General features: G+C 71.1%; 20 protein-coding genes. 18 read left to right on the forward strand and 2 right to left on the reverse strand.

The annotated features are described in order from the left end of the window. Positions 1 to 114: 114 nt before the first annotated feature. Together ACFYYR_RS10255 and ACFYYR_RS10260 are read left to right on the forward strand one after the other, a co-directional pair. Entirely contained in the window at positions 115 to 807 is a 693-nt protein-coding gene (locus ACFYYR_RS10255) for a demethylmenaquinone methyltransferase (RefSeq protein WP_388849508.1), read from the forward strand. Further along, positions 807 to 1,724, forward strand: coding sequence for a glutaminase (locus tag ACFYYR_RS10260; protein WP_388850319.1), 918 nt, complete (start codon positions 807 to 809; stop codon positions 1,722 to 1,724). The genes ACFYYR_RS10255 and ACFYYR_RS10260 overlap by 1 nt, the downstream gene beginning before the upstream one ends. A gap of 127 nt (positions 1,725 to 1,851) precedes the next feature. On the opposite strand, the gene ACFYYR_RS10265 is transcribed toward ACFYYR_RS10260, so the two are convergent. Continuing rightward, a complete protein-coding gene (locus tag ACFYYR_RS10265) occupies positions 1,852 to 2,307 on the reverse strand; it encodes an Lrp/AsnC family transcriptional regulator (RefSeq protein WP_388849511.1) in 456 nt (151 codons plus the stop codon). A 129-nt stretch (positions 2,308 to 2,436) separates the two neighbouring features. Between ACFYYR_RS10265 and ACFYYR_RS10270 the strand changes: the two genes are divergently transcribed. Both ACFYYR_RS10270 and ACFYYR_RS10275 read left to right on the forward strand, forming a co-directional pair. Beyond that, positions 2,437 to 3,447, forward strand: a complete 1,011-nt coding sequence (locus ACFYYR_RS10270; protein WP_388849514.1) for an asparaginase — start codon at positions 2,437 to 2,439, stop codon at positions 3,445 to 3,447. Between the two features lie 376 nt (positions 3,448 to 3,823). Further along, complete coding sequence (locus tag ACFYYR_RS10275) at positions 3,824 to 5,110, forward strand: geranylgeranyl reductase family protein (protein WP_388849517.1); 1,287 nt, start codon at positions 3,824 to 3,826, stop codon at positions 5,108 to 5,110. A 154-nt stretch (positions 5,111 to 5,264) separates the two neighbouring features. Here ACFYYR_RS10275 and ACFYYR_RS10280 read toward each other — a convergent pair whose 3' ends face one another. Next, the gene (locus tag ACFYYR_RS10280; RefSeq protein ID WP_388849520.1) at positions 5,265 to 6,050 is read right to left on the reverse strand and encodes a C40 family peptidase; all 786 of its coding nucleotides are present in this window, start codon (positions 6,048 to 6,050) and stop codon (positions 5,265 to 5,267) included. An 806-nt stretch (positions 6,051 to 6,856) separates the two neighbouring features. Between ACFYYR_RS10280 and ACFYYR_RS10285 the strand changes: the two genes are divergently transcribed. The 14 genes from ACFYYR_RS10285 to nuoN all read left to right on the forward strand — a co-directional run bounded on the left by ACFYYR_RS10285 (position 6,857) and on the right by nuoN (position 23,064). After that, the gene (locus tag ACFYYR_RS10285; protein ID WP_351507769.1) at positions 6,857 to 7,216 is read left to right on the forward strand and encodes an NADH-quinone oxidoreductase subunit A; all 360 of its coding nucleotides are present in this window, start codon (positions 6,857 to 6,859) and stop codon (positions 7,214 to 7,216) included. A gap of 10 nt (positions 7,217 to 7,226) precedes the next feature. Continuing rightward, entirely contained in the window at positions 7,227 to 7,781 is a 555-nt protein-coding gene (locus ACFYYR_RS10290) for an NADH-quinone oxidoreductase subunit B family protein (RefSeq protein ID WP_351507767.1), read from the forward strand. Then, positions 7,778 to 8,536, forward strand: a complete 759-nt coding sequence (locus ACFYYR_RS10295) for an NADH-quinone oxidoreductase subunit C (protein ID WP_388849523.1) — start codon at positions 7,778 to 7,780, stop codon at positions 8,534 to 8,536. The genes ACFYYR_RS10290 and ACFYYR_RS10295 overlap by 4 nt, the downstream gene beginning before the upstream one ends. Next, on the forward strand, positions 8,536 to 9,870 hold the full coding sequence (locus ACFYYR_RS10300) for an NADH-quinone oxidoreductase subunit D (RefSeq protein ID WP_388849526.1): 1,335 nt from the start codon (positions 8,536 to 8,538) through the stop codon (positions 9,868 to 9,870). The genes ACFYYR_RS10295 and ACFYYR_RS10300 overlap by 1 nt, the downstream gene beginning before the upstream one ends. A gap of 26 nt (positions 9,871 to 9,896) precedes the next feature. Continuing rightward, the gene (gene nuoE, locus ACFYYR_RS10305) at positions 9,897 to 10,724 is read left to right on the forward strand and encodes an NADH-quinone oxidoreductase subunit NuoE (protein WP_388850322.1); all 828 of its coding nucleotides are present in this window, start codon (positions 9,897 to 9,899) and stop codon (positions 10,722 to 10,724) included. Beyond that, a complete protein-coding gene (gene nuoF / locus ACFYYR_RS10310) occupies positions 10,724 to 12,124 on the forward strand; it encodes an NADH-quinone oxidoreductase subunit NuoF (protein WP_388849529.1) in 1,401 nt (466 codons plus the stop codon). Before nuoE ends, nuoF begins: the two co-directional genes overlap by 1 nt. Further along, on the forward strand, positions 12,125 to 14,683 hold the full coding sequence (locus ACFYYR_RS10315; RefSeq protein WP_388849532.1) for an NADH-quinone oxidoreductase subunit G: 2,559 nt from the start codon (positions 12,125 to 12,127) through the stop codon (positions 14,681 to 14,683). It begins immediately after the preceding gene. Further along, on the forward strand, positions 14,680 to 16,065 hold the full coding sequence (gene nuoH, locus ACFYYR_RS10320) for an NADH-quinone oxidoreductase subunit NuoH (protein ID WP_388849535.1): 1,386 nt from the start codon (positions 14,680 to 14,682) through the stop codon (positions 16,063 to 16,065). Before ACFYYR_RS10315 ends, nuoH begins: the two co-directional genes overlap by 4 nt. A 92-nt stretch (positions 16,066 to 16,157) precedes the next feature. Beyond that, positions 16,158 to 16,772, forward strand: coding sequence for an NADH-quinone oxidoreductase subunit NuoI (gene nuoI / locus ACFYYR_RS10325; protein ID WP_388849538.1), 615 nt, complete (start codon positions 16,158 to 16,160; stop codon positions 16,770 to 16,772). Then, on the forward strand, positions 16,769 to 17,596 hold the full coding sequence (locus ACFYYR_RS10330) for an NADH-quinone oxidoreductase subunit J (RefSeq protein ID WP_388849541.1): 828 nt from the start codon (positions 16,769 to 16,771) through the stop codon (positions 17,594 to 17,596). Before nuoI ends, ACFYYR_RS10330 begins: the two co-directional genes overlap by 4 nt. Continuing rightward, positions 17,593 to 17,892 carry an NADH-quinone oxidoreductase subunit NuoK gene (gene nuoK / locus ACFYYR_RS10335; RefSeq protein WP_351507750.1) on the forward strand — a complete coding sequence of 100 codons (300 nt, stop codon included), beginning with the start codon at positions 17,593 to 17,595 and terminating at the stop codon, positions 17,890 to 17,892. The genes ACFYYR_RS10330 and nuoK overlap by 4 nt, the downstream gene beginning before the upstream one ends. 12 nt (positions 17,893 to 17,904) lie before the next feature. Then, positions 17,905 to 19,800 (forward strand): NADH-quinone oxidoreductase subunit L, encoded by a 1,896-nt coding sequence (gene nuoL / locus ACFYYR_RS10340; RefSeq protein ID WP_388849544.1) that lies wholly within the window; start codon positions 17,905 to 17,907, stop codon positions 19,798 to 19,800. Position 19,801: 1 nt separating this feature from the next. After that, positions 19,802 to 21,397, forward strand: coding sequence for an NADH-quinone oxidoreductase subunit M (locus tag ACFYYR_RS10345; protein ID WP_388849547.1), 1,596 nt, complete (start codon positions 19,802 to 19,804; stop codon positions 21,395 to 21,397). A gap of 56 nt (positions 21,398 to 21,453) precedes the next feature. Next, on the forward strand, positions 21,454 to 23,064 hold the full coding sequence (gene nuoN, locus ACFYYR_RS10350) for an NADH-quinone oxidoreductase subunit NuoN (protein ID WP_388850325.1): 1,611 nt from the start codon (positions 21,454 to 21,456) through the stop codon (positions 23,062 to 23,064). Positions 23,065 to 23,108: the final 44 nt, after the last annotated feature.

The following is a 23,108-nucleotide window of genomic DNA, read 5'->3' on the forward strand; positions in this document are numbered from 1 at the left end:
TCGGCCGCCGTCTCCGCGCCCGTCCCGCACGTCCGCGAACCGGGTCCGCGCCGTTCCGCCGGCCCGTCGAGCCCCTGCCGTCACCGGCCGGGGCCGCCTGCCAGAATGGGGCGCGTGACCCGAGCCTCCCTGGACAAGCAGCCGCACGAAGTCGCCGCGATGTTCGACGATGTGGCGGCCAAGTACGACCTCACCAACGACGTGCTGTCCCTCGGCCAGGCACGGCTCTGGCGCAAGGCGGTGGCCCAGGCCGTCGCCGCCCGCCCCGCCGAGCGGGTCCTGGACCTCGCGGCCGGGACGGCCACCTCCTCCCAGCCCTTCGTCGCCGCCGGCGCCTACGTCGTGCCCTGCGACTTCTCCATCGGCATGCTGCGCGAGGGCAAGAAGCGGCACCCCCACATGCCGTTCACCGCGGGGGACGCGACCCGGCTGCCGTTCGCGGACGCCTCCTTCGACGCGGTCACCATCTCCTTCGGGCTGCGCAACGTGCAGGACACCGACACGGCCTTCGCCGAGCTGCTGCGCGTCACCAAGCCGGGCGGCCGGGTCGTGGTGTGCGAGTTCAGCCACCCCACCTGGCAGCCGTTCCGCACCGTCTACACCGAGTACCTGATGCGGGCCCTGCCGCCGATCGCGACCGCGGTCAGCAGCAACCCCGACGCGTACGTCTACCTCGCCGAGTCCATCCGGTCCTGGCCGGACCAGCCCGCGCTCGCGGCGCTGATGCAGAAGGCCGGCTGGTCGAAGGTGGCGTGGCGCAATCTCACCGGTGGCGTCGTGGCGCTGCACCGGGCCGTCCGTCCCTGATGGAGCCGGACTACCAGGCCGTACTGGAGCAGGTCGCGGAGGACATCGCGCCGCAGATCGGCCACGGCCGCCCCGCGGAGTACATCCCGGCCCTGTCCTCGGTCGACCCCCGGCGGTTCGGGATGGCGCTCGCCGATGTGCACGGGCAGGTGTACGGGGTGGGGGACTGGCAGGAGCCGTTCTCCACGCAGAGCATCACCAAGGTCTTCACGCTGGCGCTGGCCCTGGCGCGCGGCGGTGACAGCCTGTGGCAGCGGGTGGGCCGCGAGCCGTCGGGCAACCCGTTCAACTCGCTGGTGCAGCTGGAGTACGAGAACGGCATTCCGCGCAATCCGTTCATCAACGCGGGCGCCCTGGTGGTCACCGACCGGCTGCACGGCCTCACCGGCGACGCCCGGGGCGCCCTGCTGGACTTCCTGCGCACGGAGAGCGGCAACGACCGGCTGGACTTCGCGCCCGAGGTGGCCGAGTCGGAGGCCGGGCACGGCGACCGCAACGCCGCCCTGGGCTACTTCATGGCCAGCTGCGGCAACATGCACAACCCCGTGCCGACCGTCCTCGACCACTACTTCTGGCAGTGCTCCATCGAGATGAGCTGCGCCGACCTGGCGCTCGCCGGGGGCTTCCTGGCGCGGCACGGCGTACGGGCGGACGGCACGCGGCTGCTGACCCGGAGCGAGGCCAAGCAGGTCAACGCGGTGATGCTGACCTGCGGCACCTATGACGCCGCGGGCGAGTTCGCCTACCGGGTGGGTCTGCCGGGCAAGAGCGGCGTCGGCGGCGGCGTCCTCGCGGTGCTGCCGGGGCGGGCGACGCTGTGCGTGTACAGCCCGGGGCTGGACGCGCGGGGCAACTCGGTGGTGGGGGTGGCGGCGCTGGACCGCTTCACCACCCTGACCGGGCTCTCCGTCTTCTGATCCCGGCTCCGGCGGGCGCATCGCCGGAGCGCGAGCCCCGCTGCGTCGGGAGCTCCGCCGGTTCGCGCGCCCCGCCGGGCTGACAGCTCCGCGGTATCGCGCACCCCGTCGGGCCGGGCGCCGGAGGTCATCTGCCGATGGGCAGCCCCACCGGCTCCTTGATCCGCTTCATCACGATCTGCGAGTTCACCTCCGTCACCCCCGGCAGCGCCGTGATCCGCTCGATCCACAGCCGCTCGTAGGTGTCGATGTCGGCGACCGCGATCCGCAGCAGGCATCCGGGGCTGCCGAAGAGCCGGTACGCCTCGACGACGTCCGGCAGGTTCTGGAGGGCCTCCTCGAAGGCCTCCACGCTCTCCCGGTCCCGCCGCACCTCCACCGAGACGAGCACCTCGAAGCCGCGCCCGACGGCCTTCGGGTCGACCACGGCGCGGTAGCCCTGGATCACCCCGTCGTGCTCCAGCTGCCGCACCCGGCGCAGGCACGGGGAGGGGGTCAGGCCGACCCGCTGGGCCAGCTCCTGGTTGGTCAGCCGGCCGTCCCGCTGGAGCTCGCGCACAATGTTGCGATCGATCTCGTCCATGTGAGCAATTATCTGCCACGTTCTTGCTTTGGAATGTGAAGTTCAGCCATCCAATGCCAAGCAGAAACGCCTATTCTTGCCCGTTGGCCGTATGCAGCACGGTATGGACGGGAAGAGGGTGAGCAGGGCATGCGACGAGTCGTCGTGGTGACCACCGGCGGGACGATAGCCAGCCGCTGGCAGGGCAACGGGTACGCCGCCGACGCGGCCGGACAGGACGTGCTCGCCACGGCCGCCCTCCCCGAGGGCGTCGAGGCCCGGGTCGTCGATCTCTTCACCGTGAACAGCCCCCGGCTGACCACCGGCCATCAGCTCGTCCTGCTGCACACCGTCCACGAGATCCTCGAGGACCCGGCCGTCGACGGCGTCGTCGTCACCCATGGCACGGACACCCTGGAGGAGTCGGCGTTCCTGCTCGACCTCCACCACGGCGACCGGCGCCCCGTCGTCTTCACCGGCGCCCAGCGCCCGCTGGAGGCCGCCGACGGCGACGCCGCCGGCAATCTCTACGACGCGCTGCTCACCGCGGCGCACGTGCAGGACCTCGGCACCCTCGCGGTCTTCGCCGGCCGGGTGCACGCCGCCCGGGGCACGGTGAAGACCCAGACCGTGGCTGCCGACGCCTTCGCCGACCCGTCGAACGCCGCGGTCGGAAAGATCGGCTTCGGCCGCGTCGAGGTGCTGCGCCGGCCGGTGCGCTCCGAGCCGCTGGAGCTGCCCGCCGCGACCGCCGAGGTGCCGCGCGTCGACATGGTCATGCACCACACCGACGCCGACCCGATGCTCTTCGACGCGGCCGTGCAGGCCGGGGCGCAGGGCATCGTGCTGGTGGCCACCGGCGCGGGCAACGCCACCCCGGAGTTCACCGAGGCCGTGGACCGCGCGGTCGCCCGCGGGGTGCTGGTGGCGCTGACCACCCGGGTCCCGGCGGGCCCGATCACGCCGATCTACACCGGTGGCGGCGCGGTGGACCTGATCGCGGCGGGTGCGGTGCCGACCGGCACGCTGCGGGCGGGCCAGGCCCGGATCGCCGTGCTCTCCGCGCTGCTGTCCGCCAAGGACCCGGCCGAGCGCACCGCCGTCCTGCGGTGCATCGCGGACCCCAGCACCTCCGACGTCCCGGTCGTGGAAGCCGGCTGACGGGCCGACGGCGCGCGCCCGTCTCCCGCGCCCCTGCCCGCCCGGCAGCGCCGCCCGACACCGCCGCCCGCCTCCGGCACCCGCCCGCCTCCGGAATGCGCCCGCCTCCGGCACCCGCCCGTCCCGCTCCCGGTACGCGCCCGCCCGGCCGCCCCGGCAGTTCCGCCCCGCCCGACTCCCCGCACCCCGGGCCCTCATGACGTCCGCCGTGCTCCGGAACAGGGGCGGAACCGCCGTGCCTCCGGGGCCCGGGCCGGGACCGCGGTCGAGCCGGTGCGACCGGGTGCCGTGCCACCGTCCGGAAGGCCCGTTCTAGACTGCGGAGATCCCGTCTCCGCCGTGAGCGACGCCCGCCGAGAGCACCAGGAGTGCCGACGTGACCGACACCGACCTCAACGAGCGCAGCGCCGATGTGATCGTCGTCGGGGCCGGGCCAGCCGGGTCCACCACCGCGTACCACCTCGCGAAGGCCGGACTCGACGTCCTGCTCCTGGAGAAGACGGCCTTCCCCCGGGAGAAGGTCTGCGGTGACGGCCTCACCCCGCGGGCCACCAAGCAGCTCGTCGCCATGGGCATCGACATCTCCGAAGAGGCGGGCTGGCTGCGGAACAAGGGCCTGCGCATCATCGGCGGCGGCGTCCGGCTCCAGCTCGACTGGCCGGACCTCGCCTCGTTCCCGGACTACGGACTCGTCCGCAAGCGTGACGACTTCGACGAGCAGCTCGCCCGCCAGGCGCAGAAGGCCGGCGCGCGGCTGTACGAGCGCTGCAACGTCGGCGCCCCGGTCCTCGACGCCCGCACCGGCCGGATCACCGGAGTCGAGGCGAAGCTCGGCGAGGAGAAGCTGCCCGTCACCTTCCACGCGCCGCTGGTGGTCGCCGCCGACGGCAACTCCACCCGGCTGTCCCTGGCGATGGGGCTGCACCGGCGCGAGGACCGGCCGATGGGCGTGGCCGTGCGGACGTACTTCACCTCGCCCCGGCACGACGACGACTACCTGGAGTCCTGGCTGGAGCTGTGGGACCGGCGGAACGGCGCCGAGCGGCTGCTCCCCGGCTACGGCTGGATCTTCGGCATGGGCGACGGCACGTCCAACGTCGGCCTGGGCGTGCTCAACACCTCCGCCTCCTTCAAGGAGCTGGACTGGCGCGAGGTGCTCAAGGCCTGGTGCGCGTCGATGCCGGAGGAGTGGGGCTACACCCCGGAGAACATGACCGGTCCGATCCGGGGCGCCGCGCTCCCCATGGCGTTCAACCGGCAGCCGCACTACACCAAGGGCCTGCTGCTGGTCGGTGACGCGGGCGGGCTGGTCAACCCGTTCAACGGCGAGGGCATCGCCTATGCGATGGAATCCGGGCAGATCGCCGCGGACGTCATCACCCAGGCGCACGCCCGCGCGACGCCCGCGCAGCGGGAACTGGCGCTGCGCGCCTACCCGAAGATCCTCAAGGACACCTACGGCGGCTACTACACGCTCGGCCGGGCCTTCGTGAAGCTCATCGGCAACCCGAAGGTGATGAAGGTGGCGACCCAGCGCGGTCTGACTCACCCGATGCTGATGAAGTTCACCCTGAAGATGCTGGCCAACCTCACCGACCCGACGGGCGGGGACGCGATGGACCGCATCATCAACGGACTGAGCAAGGTGGCGCCGAAGGCGTAACGCGCCGCAGCGTCGTTGACGGGCCGCCGGACGCCGCGGCGGCCCGTCGGCGGCGATGCGCACCCCGTCCGGGACGTACAAACGCCGAGGGCCCGACCGGCAGTCCGGTCGGGCCCTCGGTGTGTCCGGGCGCCGGGCGCCCGTTCCGCTCGGCTCAGAGCACGCGGCGCGCGCTCGTCGGCGGGTAGTCGTCGAGGTTCTGCTTCACGACGCCCTTGCTGGGGTTCGCGGCGTCGATGTACTGGCCGCCGCCCACGTAGACGGCCACGTGGTAGGCGCTGCCGGTGCCGCCCCAGAAGAGCAGGTCGCCCTGCTGCAGGGAGTCCAGGGACACCTCGGTGCCGGTGGTCGACTGGTCCTGCGAGACGCGCGGCAGGTCGACACCCACGGACTTGAACGCGGCCTGGGTGAGGCTGGAGCAGTCGTACGCGGACGGGCCGGTGGCGCCCATGACGTACGCCTTGCCGAGCTGGGCCTCGAGGAAGCTCAGCACCTGTGCGGCGCTGCCGGTGGCGGAGGAGGGGGCGGGGGCACTCAGGGTGGTGCGCTCCGCGGAACGGGAGGCGCGCTCCTTCGCGGCGGCCTCAGCCTTGCGCTCGGCCTCAGCCTTGCGGTCCGCCTCCTGCTTGGCCTTCTTGGCGGCCTTGCGGGCGACGTCCGCGGCACGGTCCTGCTGCTCCTGCAGCTCGGCGCGCTGCTGGTAGTCCAGGGCGGCCTGCTCGGTCGCCGCGGAGGACTGGGCGGCCGCGTCGGCGATCGCGGTGGTGACCGTGGGGAGTTCCGCGGTCTCGGCCGCCGCGGGCTCGGCGGCCTGGGCGCCCGACGCGCCGGTCACGGCCAGGGTGCTGAGGACGCCGCCGGCAACTCCGGAGCGCAGCACCCACGAGGTGGCGGTACGGCGGGGCTTCCGGCGGCTGGGTATGTGAGCGGTGTGGGACATGGAACCACGGGTATCAGGGGGCCGCGGTTACCTTCAAGAAACGTGTGCTGCGCCACACTTGACGCGTACGCGTCGAGAATTGATCCCTATGGATCTTCGCGGGCGCTGTGCGGCACGGAGTCCGCCGTTCCGCTCACATCCGCGATCTAGGCGTTTCGTCGTTTCGCCCGAATTGCTCGCTGCTTACCACCGCTTGCCGTCGGTGGCCAAGCAATGCATTTCCGGCGGGTGAACCGGGGTGGGATAGCTAACAGATCGCCCGCGAATTGAATGCGGTGTCCCCGTCTGTGAATGCATGCACGTACCGGCGATCTTGTCCGCTTCGCGGCCTGTTTCCGTCACGTCCGGTCACGCCCGGTCACATTCGGCGCCGGTGCACGCGCTCGCCCCCGCTGTCCCCTTGGGGTGGCGGTGGTGAGCCGTCGACCCCTCCGCCACGATCTTCACGCGGGCGGGTGGCGTCTATTTATCAGCTGACGGCGTCCGGGGCGAATTTGCCAGTAAGGCTCCCCTTTGCTAGGCGAGCCCGTGCCTGACCAGCGGTAACACCCGCGATTGTCACACCTGGTGACGGCTCGGACGCTTCGCGTATGAAGATCACCGCTCATCCGCCTTCATGATCGTTCGTCAGGTGGTGGAGATCACAAACTCCCTGCCTCACCCGTGTCGCAGATCACAGACCGACGGGCATAGGATGCAGGCGACTCGGGCTTGTGAACTGCCTCACATAGCAGCGATCTTCGTGTCGGCAGTGCGCATGTCCGGTCACGGTCCGCAGTCATCGTCGACTGGAAGGAGCGAGGAGCGTGAACGCCTATGCGCCCATCCTCGTGCTCGGCGCCCTCGGGGCAGGCTTCGCGATCTTCTCCGTGGTCATGGCCGGCCTCATCGGCCCCAAGCGCTACAACCGGGCCAAGCTCGAGGCATACGAGTGCGGAATCGAGCCGACCCCGCAGCCGGCCGGCGGCGGGCGTTTCCCGATCAAGTACTACCTGACGGCGATGCTCTTCATCGTCTTCGACATCGAGATCGTCTTCCTCTATCCCTGGGCGGTCAGCTTCGACGCCCTGGGACTGTTCGGGCTCGTCGAGATGCTCCTCTTCGTGCTCACCGTCTTCGTCGCCTACGCCTACGTCTGGCGTCGTGGCGGCCTGGAATGGGACTAGGGGCCACAACATGGGTATCGAGGAGAAACTGCCGAGCGGTTTCCTGCTGACGACCGTGGAGCAGGCCGCGGGCTGGGTGCGCAAGTCCTCCGTCTTCCCGGCCACGTTCGGCCTCGCCTGCTGCGCCATCGAGATGATGACCACCGGCGCCGGGCGCTACGACCTCGCCCGCTTCGGCATGGAGGTCTTCCGCGGCTCCCCCCGCCAGGCGGATCTGATGATCGTGGCCGGCCGGGTCAGCCAGAAGATGGCCCCGGTGCTGCGGCAGGTCTACGACCAGATGCCGAACCCCAAGTGGGTCATCTCCATGGGCGTCTGCGCCTCCTCCGGAGGCATGTTCAACAACTACGCGATCGTGCAGGGCGTCGACCACATCGTCCCCGTCGACATCTACCTGCCCGGCTGCCCGCCCCGTCCGGAAATGCTGCTGGACGCGATCCTCAAGCTCCACCAGAAGATCCAGGGCGAGAAGCTCGGCGTCAACCGCGAGCAGGCGGCCCGGGAGGCCGAGGAAGCGGCGCGGGCGGCCCTGCCCACCATCGAGATGAAGGGGCTGCTCCGGTGAGTGAGAACAACGGCGTCAACCCCGACCAGGACCTCAACGCCCAGAACCTGCCGGGCCAGCGGGGGGACCACGGCGAGGTCATCGACACCCGCCGCGGCATGTTCGGCGCGAACAACGGCGGCGACACCAGCGGCTACGGCGGGCTCGTCCGGTCGGTGCGGCTGCCCGGCGCCTCGACCCGGCCGTACGGCGGCCCCGACGGCGGTGACGGGGCCGGCGAGTTCGACGAGATCGCCGACGAACTCGAGGGCGCCCTGGAGGAACAGGGTCTGGTCCCGGAGAACGCCATCGAGAAGACCGTCGTCGACCGCGGCGAACTGACCTTCCACATCGCGCGCGAGCACCTGCCGCAGGTGGCCCGGACCCTCCGCGACGACCCGGCGCTCCGCTTCGAACTGTGCACCGGGGTCAGCGGAGTCCACTTCACGGGGGACAAGGGACGGGAGCTGCACGCCGTCTACCACCTGCGCTCGATCACCCACAACCGGCTGGTCCGGCTGGAGGTGAGCGCCCCCGACAGCGATCCGCACATCCCGTCGATCGTCCCGGTCTACCCGACCAACGACTGGCACGAGCGCGAGACGTACGACTTCTTCGGCATCGTCTTCGACGGCCACCCGGCGCTGACGCGGATCATGATGCCGGACGACTGGCAGGGCTTCCCGCAGCGCAAGGACTACCCGCTCGGCGGCATTCCCGTCGAGTACAAGGGCGCCCAGATCCCGGCTCCCGACCAGCGGAGGTCGTACACCTGATGTCTGCATCGCACGCGACGCCTCCCGCCAGCGCACGGGAGACCACCGAAGGCACCGTCTACACCGTCACCGGCGGGGACTGGGACGAGGTCGCGGCTGCCGCCGCCAAGGCGGACGACGAGCGGATCGTCGTCAACATGGGCCCGCAGCACCCGTCCACCCACGGCGTGCTCCGGCTGATCCTGGAGATCGACGGCGAGACGGTCACCGAGGCCCGCTGCGGCATCGGCTATCTCCACACCGGTATCGAGAAGAACCTCGAGTACCGGACGTGGACCCAGGGCACCACGTTCGTCACGCGCATGGACTACCTCACCTCGTTCTACAACGAGACGGCGTACTGCCTGGCGGTCGAGAGGCTGCTCGGCATCGAGGACGAGGTCCCGGACCGGGCGACGGTCATCCGGGTGCTCCTCATGGAGCTCAACCGGCTCTCCTCCCACCTGGTCTGCATCGCCACCGGCGGCATGGAGCTCGGCGCCACCACGATCATGATCTACGGCTTCCGGGACCGCGAGATGGTCCTGGACCTGTACGAGCTGATCACCGGCCTGCGGATGAACCACGCGTACATCCGGCCCGGCGGCCTGGCCCAGGACCTGCCGCCCGGCGCGGTCGACGCGGTCCGCGAGTTCGTCAAGAAGATGCGGAAGAACCTGCCGGAGTACGACAAGCTCGCCACCGGCAACCCGGTCTTCAAGGGCCGCATGCAGGACGTCGGCCACCTGGACCTCGCCGGCTGCATGGCGCTCGGCGTCACCGGACCGATACTGCGCTCCGCCGGACTCCCGCACGACCTGCGCAAGGCGCGGCCGTACTGCGGTTACGAGACCTACGACTTCGAGGTGCCGACCACCGACACCTGCGACGCGTACGGCCGCTTCCTGCTCCGGCTGGAGGAGATGCGGCAGTCGCTGCGGATCGTCGAGCAGTGCCTGGACCGGCTGGAGCCCGGGCCGGTGATGGTCGGCGACAAGAAGGTCGCCTGGCCCGCCCAGCTCGCGCTCGGGCCCGACGGCCTCGGCAACTCGCTCGACCACATCAAGAAGATCATGGGCACGTCGATGGAGGCCCTGATCCACCACTTCAAGCTCGTCACCGAGGGCTTCCGGGTGCCGCCCGGCCAGACCTACGCGGCCGTGGAGTCGCCCAAGGGCGAGCTGGGCGTGCACGCGGTCAGCGACGGCGGGACGCGCCCGTACCGGGTCCACTTCCGTGACCCGTCGTTCACCAACCTCCAGGCCATGGCGGCGATGTGCGAAGGCGGCCAGGTCGCCGACGTCATCGTGGCCGTGGCCTCCATCGACCCCGTGATGGGAGGCGTCGACCGGTGACAGACGTCAGCTTGGGCCTTCCGCAGATGCCCGCCCCCGACTTCCCGGCCGAGGTGCGGTCCCGGCTGGAGGAGGACGCGCGCGAGGTCATCGCCCGCTACCCCGACAGCCGTTCCGCACTGCTGCCGCTGCTGCACCTCGTCCAGGCCGAGGAGGGGTACGTCACCCGGACCGGCGTCCGGTTCTGCGCCGAGATGCTGGGGCTGACCACCGCCGAGGTCACCGCGGTCGCCACCTTCTACTCCATGTACCGGCGCAAGCCGTCGGGGGAGTACCAGGTCGGGGTCTGCACCAACACGCTGTGCGCGGTGATGGGCGGCGACGCCATCTTCACCGAACTCCAGGAGCACCTCGGCCTCGGCAACGGCGAGACCACCGAGGACGGCAAGGTCACCCTGGAGCACATCGAGTGCAACGCGGCCTGCGACTTCGCCCCCGTGGTGATGGTCAACTGGGAGTTCTTCGACAACCAGACCCCGCAGTCCGCCAAGCAGCTCGTGGACGACCTGCGGGCGGGCCGCACCGCCGAACCCACCCGGGGCGCCCCGCTGTGCACCTTCCGGGAGACCGCCCGGATCCTGGCCGGCTTCCCGGACGAGCGGCCCGGCGCGGTGGACGCCACCGGCGGCGCCGGGGCCCCGTCGCTGGTCGGCCTGCGGCTCGCCAAGGGCGAGGCCGCCCCCGGACGGATCGTCTCGCCGCGCTCCGCACCCCCGCAGGGCGCGGACGAGCAGCAGCCCCCGGCCGGCGGCGAAGCGCCCGCCGGGCACCCCAGCTCGCACGACGCCCCGCACACGACGGCGGCGTCCGACCCCCAGCACCCGGCCGGACCGGTGTCCGAGGAGGGTGAGTGATGACCGTGTCCACCGAACACGACGGCACCGGCGGCACCTCCCGGCCGGAGACCGGCGGGGGAGCGGTCCCGGAGAAGCTGCTGTCCCCCGTGCTGTCGGCCTTCTGGGACCAGCCGGACTCCTGGACCCTGGAGACCTACCTGCGCCACGACGGCTACGAGGGGCTGCGCGCGGCCCTGGCCATGCCGCCGGACGACGTCATCGCCCTGGTCAAGGACGCCGGTCTGCGCGGCCGCGGCGGAGCGGGCTTCCCCACCGGCATGAAGTGGCAGTTCATCCCGCAGGGCGACGGCAAGCCGCACTACCTCGTGGTCAACGCGGACGAGTCCGAGCCCGGCACCTGCAAGGACATCCCCCTTCTCTTCGCCAATCCGCACTCCCTCATCGAGGGCATGATCATCGCCTGTCACGCGATCCGGTCGAACCACGCGTTCATCTATCTGCGCGGCGAGGTCGTGCCGGTGCTGCGCCGGCTGCACCACGCCGTGGCCGAGGCGTACAAGGCGGGCTACCTCGGCAGGAACGTCCTGGACAGCGGCTTCGACCTGGACATCACCGTGCACGCCGGGGCCGGCGCGTACATCTGCGGTGAGGAGACCGCACTGCTCGACTCGCTGGAGGGACGGCGCGGACAGCCCCGGCTGCGGCCCCCCTTCCCCGCGGTCGCGGGCCTCTACGCCTGCCCCACTGTGGTGAACAACGTCGAGTCCATCGCGTCGGTTCCCGCGATCCTGCACCGGGGCAAGGACTGGTTCCGCTCGATGGGCAGCGAGAAGTCCCCCGGCTTCACGCTCTACTCGCTCTCCGGACACGTCGCCCGCCCCGGTCAGTACGAGGCGCCGCTCGGCATCACCCTGCGGCAGCTCCTCGACATGAGCGGCGGCATGCGCAAGGGCCACCGGCTCAAGTTCTGGACCCCCGGCGGCTCCTCCACCCCGCTCCTCACCGAGGAGCACCTGGACGTACCGCTCGACTACGAGGGCGTGGGCGCGGCCGGTTCGATGCTCGGCACCAAGGCGCTGCAGTGCTTCGACGAGACGACCTGCGTCGTCCGGGCGGTGACCCGCTGGACCGAGTTCTACGCCCATGAGTCCTGCGGCAAGTGCACGCCCTGCCGCGAAGGCACGTACTGGCTGGTCCAGTTGCTGCGCGACCTGGAGGCCGGCAAGGGGCGGATGGCCGACCTCGACAAGCTCAACGACATCGCCGACAACATCAACGGCAAGTCGTTCTGCGCCCTCGGCGACGGCGCCGCCAGCCCCATCTTCTCCTCGCTGAAGTACTTCCGCGAGGAGTACGAGCAGCACGTCACCGGCGGCGGCTGCCCCTTCGACCCGGCGAAGTCCACCGTCTGGGCCGACGACCACAAGACCGCCACCCACAAGGGGGTGCACGCGTAAATGACGATCACGACGAACGCCCCCTCCGGAGGCGGCGAGGCGGCAGTGCCGCCGGAGGACCTCGTCTCCGTCACCATCGACGGCATCGAGATCTCCGTCCCCAAGGGCACCCTGGTGATCCGCGCGGCCGAGCTGCTCGGCATCGAGATCCCGCGCTTCTGCGACCACCCGCTCCTCGACCCGGCCGGCGCCTGCCGGCAGTGCATCGTCGAGGTCGAGGGCCAGCGCAAGCCCATGGCGTCCTGCACGATCACCTGCACGGACGGGATGGTGGTGCGGACTCAACTCACCTCGCCCGTGGCCGAGAAGGCCCAGCGCGGGGTGATGGAGCTGCTGCTCATCAACCACCCGCTGGACTGCCCGGTCTGCGACAAGGGCGGCGAGTGCCCGCTGCAGAACCAGGCGATGAGCGCCGGGCAGGCCGACACCCGCTTCGAGGGGAAGAAGCGCACCTTCACCAAGCCCGTGCCGATCTCCACCCAGGTGCTGCTGGACCGGGAGCGCTGCGTGCTGTGCGCCCGCTGCACCCGGTTCTCCAACCAGATCGCGGGCGACCCGATGATCGAACTGCTGGAGCGCGGCGCCCTCCAGCAGGTGGGCACCGGCGAGGGCGAGCCCTTCCAGTCGTACTTCTCCGGCAACACCATTCAGATCTGCCCGGTGGGCGCGCTCACCTCCGCCGCGTACCGGTTCCGCTCCCGCCCCTTCGACCTGGTGTCCTCGCCGAGCGTCTGCGAGCACTGCGCGGGCGGCTGCGCCACCCGGACCGACCACCGGCGCGGCAAGGTGATGCGGCGGCTGGCGGCCGACGACCCCGAGGTCAACGAGGAGTGGATCTGCGACAAGGGCCGCTTCGCGTTCCGCTACGCCCAGCGTCCCGACCGGCTCACCACCCCGCTCGTGCGGAACGCCGAGACCGGTGAGCTGGAGGCCGCGAGCTGGCCGGAGGCGGTGGAGGCCGCGGCCCGCGGGCTGGCGGCGGCCCGTGAGCGGTCCGGCGGCGCCGGTGCCGGGGTGCTCACCGGCGGGCGGCTCACCGTCGAGGACGCCTACGCCTACGCCAAGTTCGCCCGGGTCGTGCTCGACACCAACGACATCGACTTCCGCGCCCGGGTGCACAGCGGCGAGGAGGCCGACTTCCTGGCGGCGTACGTCGCGGGGCGCGGCCGGGACCTCGACGGCAGCGGGCCGACCTACGCCGAGCTGGAGAAGGCCCCGGCGGTGCTGCTGGCCGGCTTCGAGTCCGAGGAGGAGGCGCCCGGCGTCTTCCTCCGCCTCCGCAAGGCGCACCGCAAGCACGGCCAGCGGGTGTTCTCGCTGGCCACCCACGCCACCCGGGGGCTGGTGAAGACCGGCGGCACGCTGCTGGGCGCGGCGCCCGGCACCGAGACCACCTGGTTCGCCGCGCTCGCGCGGGCCGACGCCGGCACCGCGCAGGACGGCCTGGACAGCGACGGGCTGCTGGCCGCCGAGGCGCTCCGCGCCGAGGGCGCCGTGATCGTCGTCGGCGAGCGGCTGGCCGCCGTGCCGGGCGCGCTCACCGCCGCCGTGGGCGCCGCGAACGCCACCGGCGCCCGGCTGGTGTGGATTCCGCGCCGGGCCGGTGAGCGCGGGGCGCTCGAGGCCGGGGCACTGCCCGGGCTGCTGCCCGGCGGCCGGCCCGCCACCGACCCGCGGGCCCGTGAGGAGACCGCCGCCGCCTGGGGCGTCGGCGGGCTCCCGGAGCGGCCCGGCCGGGACACCGGTCAGATCGTCGAGGCCGCGGCGAGCGGTGAGCTGTCCGCGCTGCTCGTCGCCGGTGTGGAGGTCGCGGACCTGCCCGACCCGCAGCTGGCCCGCCGGGCCCTGGACGCGGTCGGCTTCCTGGTCAGCCTGGAACAGCGGCCGAGCGAGGTCACCGACCGGGCGGACGTCGTCCTTCCGGTGGCCGCCGTCGTCGAGAAGTCCGGCACCTTCCTCAACTGGGAGGGCCGGGCCCGGCCGTTCGAGGCCGCGCTCAAACCGGACCACATGACCCGGCGCCACGTCCTCCCCGACGCCCGGGTGCTGCACATGATCGCCGACGCGCTGGCCGGCACCGCGGACGCCCCGCCGACCCCGGCCCTGGACCTGCCCGACGTCCGGGCGGCCCGGCGGGAGCTGGACCGGCTCGGCGGCTGGCGCGGCCCGTACGCCACGGCTCCCGGCCGGCCGGCCCAGCCGCTGCCCCGCCCCGAAGCGGGCCAGGCGGTGCTCGCCGGGCACCGGCTGCTGCTCGACCGGGGACGTCTCCAGGACGGTGACGAGGCCCTGGCCGGCACCCGGCACGCGGCGGTCGCCCGGCTCTCCGCCGCCACCGCCGCGGAGGCCGGGGTCGCGGACGGCGACCCGGTGCGGGTGACCGGCCCGGCCGGATCGGTCGAACTGCCCCTGCTGATCACCCCGATGCCCGACCGGGTGGTCTGGCTGCCGATGAACTCCGTCGGGCGCGGCGTGACCGACGGCACCGGGGCGCGCCCCGGCGAACTGGTCACCCTCGGTGCGGGCACCGGGGCCGAGACGGCGGAGGTGCGGTCATGAGCGCAGTGACGTCCTGGCAGTCCGGCCCGCTGACCTCGCTGGCGGCCGAGGACCTGTCGATGTTCGGGCGGGACCCCTGGTGGCTGGTGCTGATCAAGGCGGTCTTCTGCTTCGCGTTCCTGATGGTGACGGTGCTGTTCTCCATCGTCTGGGAGCGCAAGGTCGTCGCCTGGATGCAGCTGCGGATCGGCCCCAACCGGCACGGCCCCTGGGGCCTCCTCCAGTCCCTCGCGGACGGCATCAAGCTGATGCTCAAGGAGGACGTGGTCGTCAAGCGGGCCGACAAGGTCGTCTACGTCCTGGCGCCGGTCGTCGCCGCGATCCCCGCCTTCATGGCCATCGCGGTGATCCCCTTCGGGCCCGCCGGCAACGAGATCTCGATCCTCGGCCACCGCACCACGATGCAGCTCACCGACCTGCCGATCGCCGTCCTGTACATCCTGGCGGTCGCCTCGGTCGGGATCTACGGCATCGTGCTGGCCGGCTGGTCCTCCGGCTCGACGTACCCGCTGCTCGGCGGCCTGCGCTCCTGCGCGCAGATGATCTCCTACGAGATCGCGATGGGCCTGTCCTTCGCGGCGGTCTTCCTCTACTCCGGGTCGATGTCCACCTCGGCGATCGTCTCCGCGCAGGAGAACCGCTGGTTCGCGGTGCTGCTCCCGGTGTCGTTCCTGATCTACATCGTGGCGATGGTCGGCGAGACCAACCGCGCCCCGTTCGACATGCCGGAGTCCGAGGGCGACCTGGTCGGCGGCTTCAACACCGAGTACAGCTCCATCAAGTTCGCGATGTTCATGCTGGCCGAGTACGTCAACATGGTCACCGTCTCGGCGGTCGCGGTCACCCTGTTCCTGGGCGGCTGGATGGCCCCGTACCCGATCAGCGCGTTCTGGGAGGGGGCGAACCACGGCTGGTGGCCGATGCTCTGGTTCGTCGTCAAGGTCCAGCTGCTGCTGTTCTTCTTCATCTGGGTGCGCGGCACGCTCCCGCGGGTGCGCTACGACCAGTTCATGAAGCTGGGCTGGAAGGTGCTCATCCCGGTCTCCATGGTGTGGCTGATGCTGGTCGCCACGGTCCGGGCGCTGCGCAACGAGAACTACGGCTTCCAGGACATCGTGCTCTACGTGGGCGGCGCCGTCATCGCGATCCTGCTGCTCTCCTTCGTCTTCGACATCTTCCGCCACCGCGCGGAGCAGAAGGCCGGGGCCGAGGAGGCACCGCCGGCCGCGTTCGACCCGATGGCGGGCGGCTTCCCGGTGCCGCCGCTGCCCGGACAGACCCTGCCGCCCGTGCCCCGGCGCCGTTCCCGTCAGGAGCGGACGCTCGTCGGGAACGGTCCGGCGGAGACCCCCGCCGAGGGCAAGGAGGCCGACGGTGCCTGAGTTCCGCGGCGCGGACCGCCGTCCACGGGCCCGAGCCCGTGCGACGACATCCGCGGCGACCCCAGTGACCCACGCCGGTGAGGAGGCATCCCGTGCCTGACTTCCAGAACCCCGTGGCCGGCTTCGGCGTGACCTTCAAGGCCATGTTCAAGAAGCGGCTGACCGAGCAGTACCCGGAGGAGAAGAAGCCCACCGCGCCCCGCTTCCACGGGCGGCACCAGCTCAACCGGCACCCGGACGGGCTGGAGAAGTGCGTGGGCTGCGAGCTGTGCGCCTGGGCCTGCCCCGCCGACGCGATCTACGTGGAGGGCGCGGACAACACCGACGAGGAGCGCTACTCCCCGGGCGAGCGCTACGGCCGCGTCTACCAGATCAACTACCTGCGCTGCATCCTGTGCGGGCTGTGCGTGGAGGCGTGCCCGACCCGGGCGCTCACCATGACCAACGAGTACGAACTCGCCGACCGGTCCCGCGAATCGCTCATCTACACCAAGGAGGAGCTGCTCGCCGGGCTGGAGGAGGGCATGGTCGACTCCCCGCACGCGATCTTCCCCGGGATGACCGAGAAGGACTACTACCGCGGGCTGGTCACCGAGGCCGCGCCGGGCACCGAGCAGCAGCCGGTCACCCAGGGCGACAAGCCGCAGGACGCGGCGGCGGACTTCGGGCCCGACGAGCCCGCGTCGGGGAAGGTGGCCGACGCATGAGCGCCCTCGCAGCCGCGGTGACCGGCGCGGCCTCCACCGGTGAGGCGGTCCAGTTCTGGGTGCTGGGCACGGTCGCCGTCATCGGGGCCCTGAGCACCGTCCTCATGAAGAAGGCGGTGCACAGCGCCCTCAGCCTGGCCGGCACCATGATCGTGCTGGCCGTCTTCTACCTCGCGAACGGGGCGTACTTCCTCGGCGTGGTGCAGATCGTCGTCTACACCGGCGCGGTCATGATGCTGTTCCTCTTCGTCGTCATGCTGGTCGGCGTCACCGCCGCCGACTCGCTCAAGGAGACCCTCAAGGGCCAGCGCTGGCTGGCGGCGGGCTGCGGCCTCGGGTTCGGCATCCTGCTGATCGCCGGCATCGGCAACGCCTCCCTGCGGAGCTTCAACGGCCTCGGGCAGGCCAACTCCGGCGGCAACGTCCAGGGCCTCGCCGCGCTGATCTTCACCAAGTACGTGTTCGCCTTCGAGATCACCGGCGCGCTGCTGATCACCGCGGCCGTCGGCGCGATGGTGCTCACCCACCGGGAGCGCACCGAGCGCGCCGCGAGCCAGCGCGAGCAGGCCGAGGCCCGGGTGCGCACCGGCACGCAGGTGCCGCCGCTGCCCGCCCCCGGGGTGTACGCCCGGCACAACGCCGTGGACATCCCCGGTCTGCTGCCGGACGGCACCCCGTCCGAACTCACCGTCAGCCACACGCTGCGCGCCCGCGGCCAGATCCGCGACGTCTCCGGTGAGGCGCTCGCCGACCTGGCCGCCCTGGAGCAGCGCGCCGAGGAGCGGCTCGGGCGGCTGGAGCGCAACGAGGAGGCGAGCAAGTGAATCCGGTCAACTACCTCTACCTCGCGGCGCTGCTGTTCAGCATCGGCGCCGCGGGGGTGCTGATCCGGCGGAACGCCATCGTGGTGTTCATGTGCGTCGAGCTGATGCTGAACGCCTGCAACCTGGCCTTCGTCACCTTCTCCCGGATGCACGGCAACCTCGACGGCCAGATCATCGCGTTCTTCACGATGGTGGTGGCCGCGGCCGAGGTCGTCGTCGGTCTGGCGATCATCGTGACGATCTTCCGCTCCCGCCACTCGGCCTCGGTCGACGACGCCAGCCTGATGAAGCTGTAAGGGGTCGCAACAGTGGAGAACCTCATCGGATTGCTCGTCGCGGCCCCGCTGCTCGGCGCGGCCGTCCTCTTGTGCGGCGGACGGCGGCTGGATCGCAGCGGCCACTGGATCGGCACCGGTCTGGCGGCCGTCTCCTTTGTGCTCGGCGTGGTGCTCTTCGCCGACATGCTGGGCCGCCAGGGCGAGGAGCGCACCGTCCACCAGTACCTGTTCAGCTGGATCCCGGTGGAGGGGTTCCAGGCCGATGTGGCCTTCCAGCTGGACCAGTTGTCGATGACGTTCGTGCTGCTGATCACCGGGGTGGGGTCGCTGATCCACCTCTACTCGGTCGGCTACATGGAGCACGACGAGCGGCGCCGCCGCTTCTTCGGCTATCTCAACCTGTTCCTCGCGGCGATGCTGCTGCTCGTCCTCGCCGACAACTACCTGCTGCTGTACGTCGGCTGGGAGGGCGTCGGTCTCGCCTCGTACCTGCTCATCGGCTTCTGGCAGCACAAGCCGAGTGCGGCCACCGCGGCGAAGAAGGCGTTCATCGTCAACCGGGTCGGTGACGTCGGGCTGTCGATCGCCATCATGCTGATGTTCACCACCTTCGGGACCTTCGCCTTCGGGCCGGTGCTGGAGCAGGCCGGGGAGGCCTCCGGAGGCACGGTCACCGGGATCGCCCTGATGCTGCTGCTCGCCGCCTGCGGCAAGTCGGCCCAGGTGCCGCTCCAGTCCTGGCTCGGGGACGCGATGGAGGGCCCGACCCCGGTCTCGGCCCTGATCCACGCGGCGACGATGGTGACCGCGGGCGTGTACCTCATCACCCGCTCGTCGACGATCTTCAACGCCTCGCCCGACGCCCAGCTGGTGGTGGTGACGGTCGGCGCGGTCACGCTCCTCTTCGGTGCGATCGTCGGTTGCGCGAAGGACGACATCAAGAAGGCCCTGGCGGGTTCGACGATGTCGCAGATCGGCTACATGATCCTCGCCGCCGGCCTCGGCCCGATCGGCTATGTCTTCGCGATCATGCACCTGGTCACCCACGGCTTCTTCAAGGCGGGCCTCTTCCTCGGCGCCGGTTCCGTGATGCACGGGATGAACGACGAGGTGGACATGCGGAAGTACGGGGCCCTGCGCACCTATATGCCGATCACCTTCGTCACCTTCGGGCTCGGCTATCTGGCGATCATCGGCTTCCCGGGGCTGTCCGGCTTCTTCTCCAAGGACAAGATCATCGAAGCGGCGTTCGCCAAGGGCGGTGCGGAGGGCTGGATCCTCGGCGGCACGGCCCTGCTGGGCGCGGCCATCACCGCGTACTACATGACCCGGGTGATGCTGCTGACCTTCTTCGGCGAGAAGCGGTGGCAGCCGGACGCGGACGGCAACGAGCCGCATCCGCACGAGTCGCCGCGCACCATGACGATCCCCATGATCGTGCTGGCCTTCGGATCGGTCTTCGCCGGCGGGCTGTTCAGCCTCGACGAGTCGTTCCTGAAGTGGCTGGAGCCGGTCACCGGGTACAGCCACGGCCACTCGCCGGTCAGCGCGCTGACCGTCACCCTCGCCACCGTGGTGGTGCTGGTGATCGGGGTCGCGGTCGCCTGGGCCCAGTACGGCAGGCGCCCGGTCCCGGTGGCCGCGCCGCGCGGCAGCCTGCTCACCCGGGCCGCCCGGCGGGACCTGCTCCAGGACGACTTCAACCACGTCGCCCTGGTCAAGCCCGGCGAGTACCTCACCCGCGGCCTGGTCTACCTGGACCACTCGGTGGTCGACGGCGTGGTGAACGGCACCGCGGCCTCGGTCGGCGGGCTCTCCGGCCGGATGCGCAAGCTGCAGAACGGCTTCGCCCGCTCCTACGCGGTCTCGATGTTCGGCGGTGCGGCGCTCCTGATCGCCGCCACCCTGCTGATGAGGGCGGTCTGACATGTCCTTTCCCCTGCTGACGGTCACCGCGGTGACCCCGGCCGCCGGTGCCCTCCTCACCGCCGCGGTGCCCGCCGCCCGGCGCACCGCCGCCAAGTGGCTGGCCCTGGCCTTCTCGCTGGCCACGCTGGTGCTGGCGGCCGTGGTGCTGGTCCGCTTCGAACCGGGCGGCGGCCGGTACCAGCTCACCGAATCCCACGCCTGGATCGCGGACTTCGGGGTCCGGTACGAGCTCGGGGTGGACGGCATCGCCGTCGTCCTCGTGGCGCTGACCGCCCTGCTGATCCCGTTCGTCATCCTGGCGGGCTGGCACGACGCCGACCCGCTGGAGGAGAGGAACCCCAACCGCCGCTGGCGGCCCACCCAGGGCTTCTTCGCGCTGATCCTCATGGTCGAGGCGATGGTGATCCTCTCCTTCGAGGCCACCGACGTCTTCCTCTTCTACATCTTCTTCGAAGCCATGCTGATCCCGATGTACTTCCTCATCGGCGGCTTCGGGGACCGGGCCCACGAGCACGGCGACGAGGCGGCGGCGACCCAGCGGTCGTACGCCGCGGTGAAGTTCCTGCTCTACAACCTGGCCGGCGGCCTGATCATGCTGGCCGCGGTGATCGGGCTCTTCGCGGTGACCGCCGACGACCTCGGCACCGGGACGTTCTCCCTCCAGGAGATCGTGAAGGCCCGCGCGGACGGCTCGCTCGACATGGCGACCAACACCGAACGGGCCCTGTTCCTGGGCTTCTTCTTCGCCTTCGCCGTCAAGGCGCCGCTGTGGCCGCTGCACACCTGGCTGCCCAACGCGATGGGGGAGTCCACGGCCCCGGTCGCGGTGCTGATCACCGCGGTCGTCGACAAGGTCGGCACCTTCGCGATGCTCCGGTTCTGCCTCCAGCTCTTCCCGGAGGCGTCCACGTGGGCCACCCCGGCGATCCTCGTCCTCGCCGTGATCAGCATCATCTACGGCGCGCTGCTCGCGGTCGGGCAGCGGGACATCAAGCGGCTGATCGCCTACGCCTCGATCTCCCACTTCGGCTTCATCATCCTGGGCATCTTCGCGATGACCAGCCAGGGGCAGGGCGGCGCCACCCTCTACATGGTCAACCACGGGATCTCGACGGCGGCCCTGATGCTGGTCGCCGGCTTCCTGATCTCCCGCCGCGGCTCGCGCCTGATCGCCGACTACGGCGGGGTGCAGAAGGTCGCCCCGGTCCTCGCGGGCACCTTCCTCATCGGCGGTCTGGCCACCCTCTCGCTGCCGGGCCTGGCGCCCTTCGTCAGTGAGTTCCTGGTGCTGGTCGGCACCTTCAGCCGCTATCCCGCCCTGGGCATCGTCGCCACCGCCGGCATCGTGCTGGCCGCCCTCTACGTCCTGGTGCTCTACCAGCGCACCATGACCGGGCCGGTGAAGGAGGAGGTGCGCACCATGCCCGACCTCCGGGTGCGGGAGCTGGTGGTGGTGGCTCCGCTGGTCGCGCTGCTGCTGTTCCTCGGCGTCTATCCGCAGCCGCTGACCGAGATCGTCAACCCGGCCGTGCAGCACACGCTGTCCGACGTGGACAAGAAGGACCCCGAGCCCGAGCTGGAGGCCGCGAAGTGAACAGTGCGGTGACTGTCCACAGCCTGTGGACAACCCTGGCGGAAGCCCCGACTCCGATGGCCGCGCCGGACCGGATCCCGGCCCCGCGCATGGAGTACGGGCAGCTCTCCCCGACACTGATCGTGCTCGGCGCCGCCATCGTCGGGGTCCTCGTGGAGGCGTTCCTGCCGCGCCGCAGCCGCTACTACGCGCAGCTGCTGCTGTCGGTGGTGGCGCTCGCCGCGGCCTTCGCCGCCGTCGTCGGCCTGGCCGCCGGCGGCTACGCGACGGGCAAGTCCCGGATTTCGGCGATGGGCGCCGTCGCCGTCGACGGTCCGGCGCTCTTCCTCCAGGGCACGATCCTGCTGGTCTCCCTGGTCGCGGTCTTCACCTTCGCGGAGCGGCGGCTCGACCCGGCCGCGCACGGCAACAAGGTCGACTCCTTCACCGCCCAGGCCGGATCCGTACCGGGCGGCCCGGCCGAACGGGCCGCCGTCAAGGCCGGGTTCACCACCACCGAGGTCTTCCCGATCCTCCTCTTCGCGGTCGGCGGCATGCTCGTCTTCCCCGCCGCCAACGACCTGCTGACCCTCTTCATCGCGCTGGAGGTCTTCTCCCTCCCGCTGTACGTGCTCTGCGCGCTGGCCCGCCGGAAGCGGCTGCTCTCCCAGGAGGCCGCCGTCAAGTACTTCCTGCTCGGCGCCTTCTCCTCCGCCTTCCTGCTGTTCGGCATCGCCCTGCTCTACGGCTACGCGGGCACCGTCACCTACTCCGGGATCGCCGATGTCGTCGACGGCACCGTCCGGCGGATCGACCCGGTCCTCGCGACCACCATGGGCAACGACGTCCTGCTGCTCATCGGCGGGGCGATGGTGCTGATGGGGCTGCTGTTCAAGGTCGGCGCCGTGCCGTTCCACATGTGGACCCCGGACGTCTACCAGGGCGCCCCCACCCCGGTCACCGGCTTCATGGCGGCGGCCACCAAGGTCGCGGCGTTCGGTGCCCTGCTGCGGCTGCTCTACGTGGTGCTGCCGGGGCTGCGCTGGGACTGGCGGCCGGTGATGTGGGGCGTTGCGATCCTCACCATGCTCTTCGGCGCGATCGTCGCGGTCACCCAGACCGATGTGAAGCGGCTGCTCGCCTACTCGTCGATCGCGCACGCCGGCTTCATCCTGGCGGGCGTCATCGCCGCCACCCCGACCGGGATCTCCTCGGTGCTCTTCTACCTGGTGGCGTACTCGTTCGTGACGGTCGGCGCGTTCGCCGTGGTGACCCTGGTGCGGGACGCGGGCGGCGAGGCCACCCACCTGTCCAAGTGGGCCGGGCTGGGCCGCCGTTCGCCGCTGGTGGCGGCGGTCTTCGCGGTGTTCCTGCTGGCCTTCGCCGGGATCCCGCTGACCTCCGGGTTCGCCGGCAAGTTCGCGGTGTTCAAGGCGGCGGCGGAGGGCGGCGCGGGCACGCTGGTGATCGTCGGTGTGATCTCCTCGGCCATCGCCGCGTTCTTCTACATCCGGGTGATCGTGCTGATGTTCTTCAGCGAGCCGAAGCCCGAGGGCCCGACCGTCGCGGTGCCGAGCCCGCTGACGACGACGGCCATCGGGGTGGGCGTCGCGGTCACGGTGGCGCTGGGCGTCGCCCCGCAGTACTTCCTGGACCTGGCGAGCCACGCGGGGGTCTTCGTGCGGTGACACGGACGGCTCCCGTCGACGGCGGTGCCCCGGGGTCGAAGCCC

Origin of the sequence: Streptomyces sp. NPDC001922, assembly GCF_042891165.1 — a bacterium.
Lineage (GTDB): Bacteria > Actinomycetota > Actinomycetes > Streptomycetales > Streptomycetaceae > Streptomyces.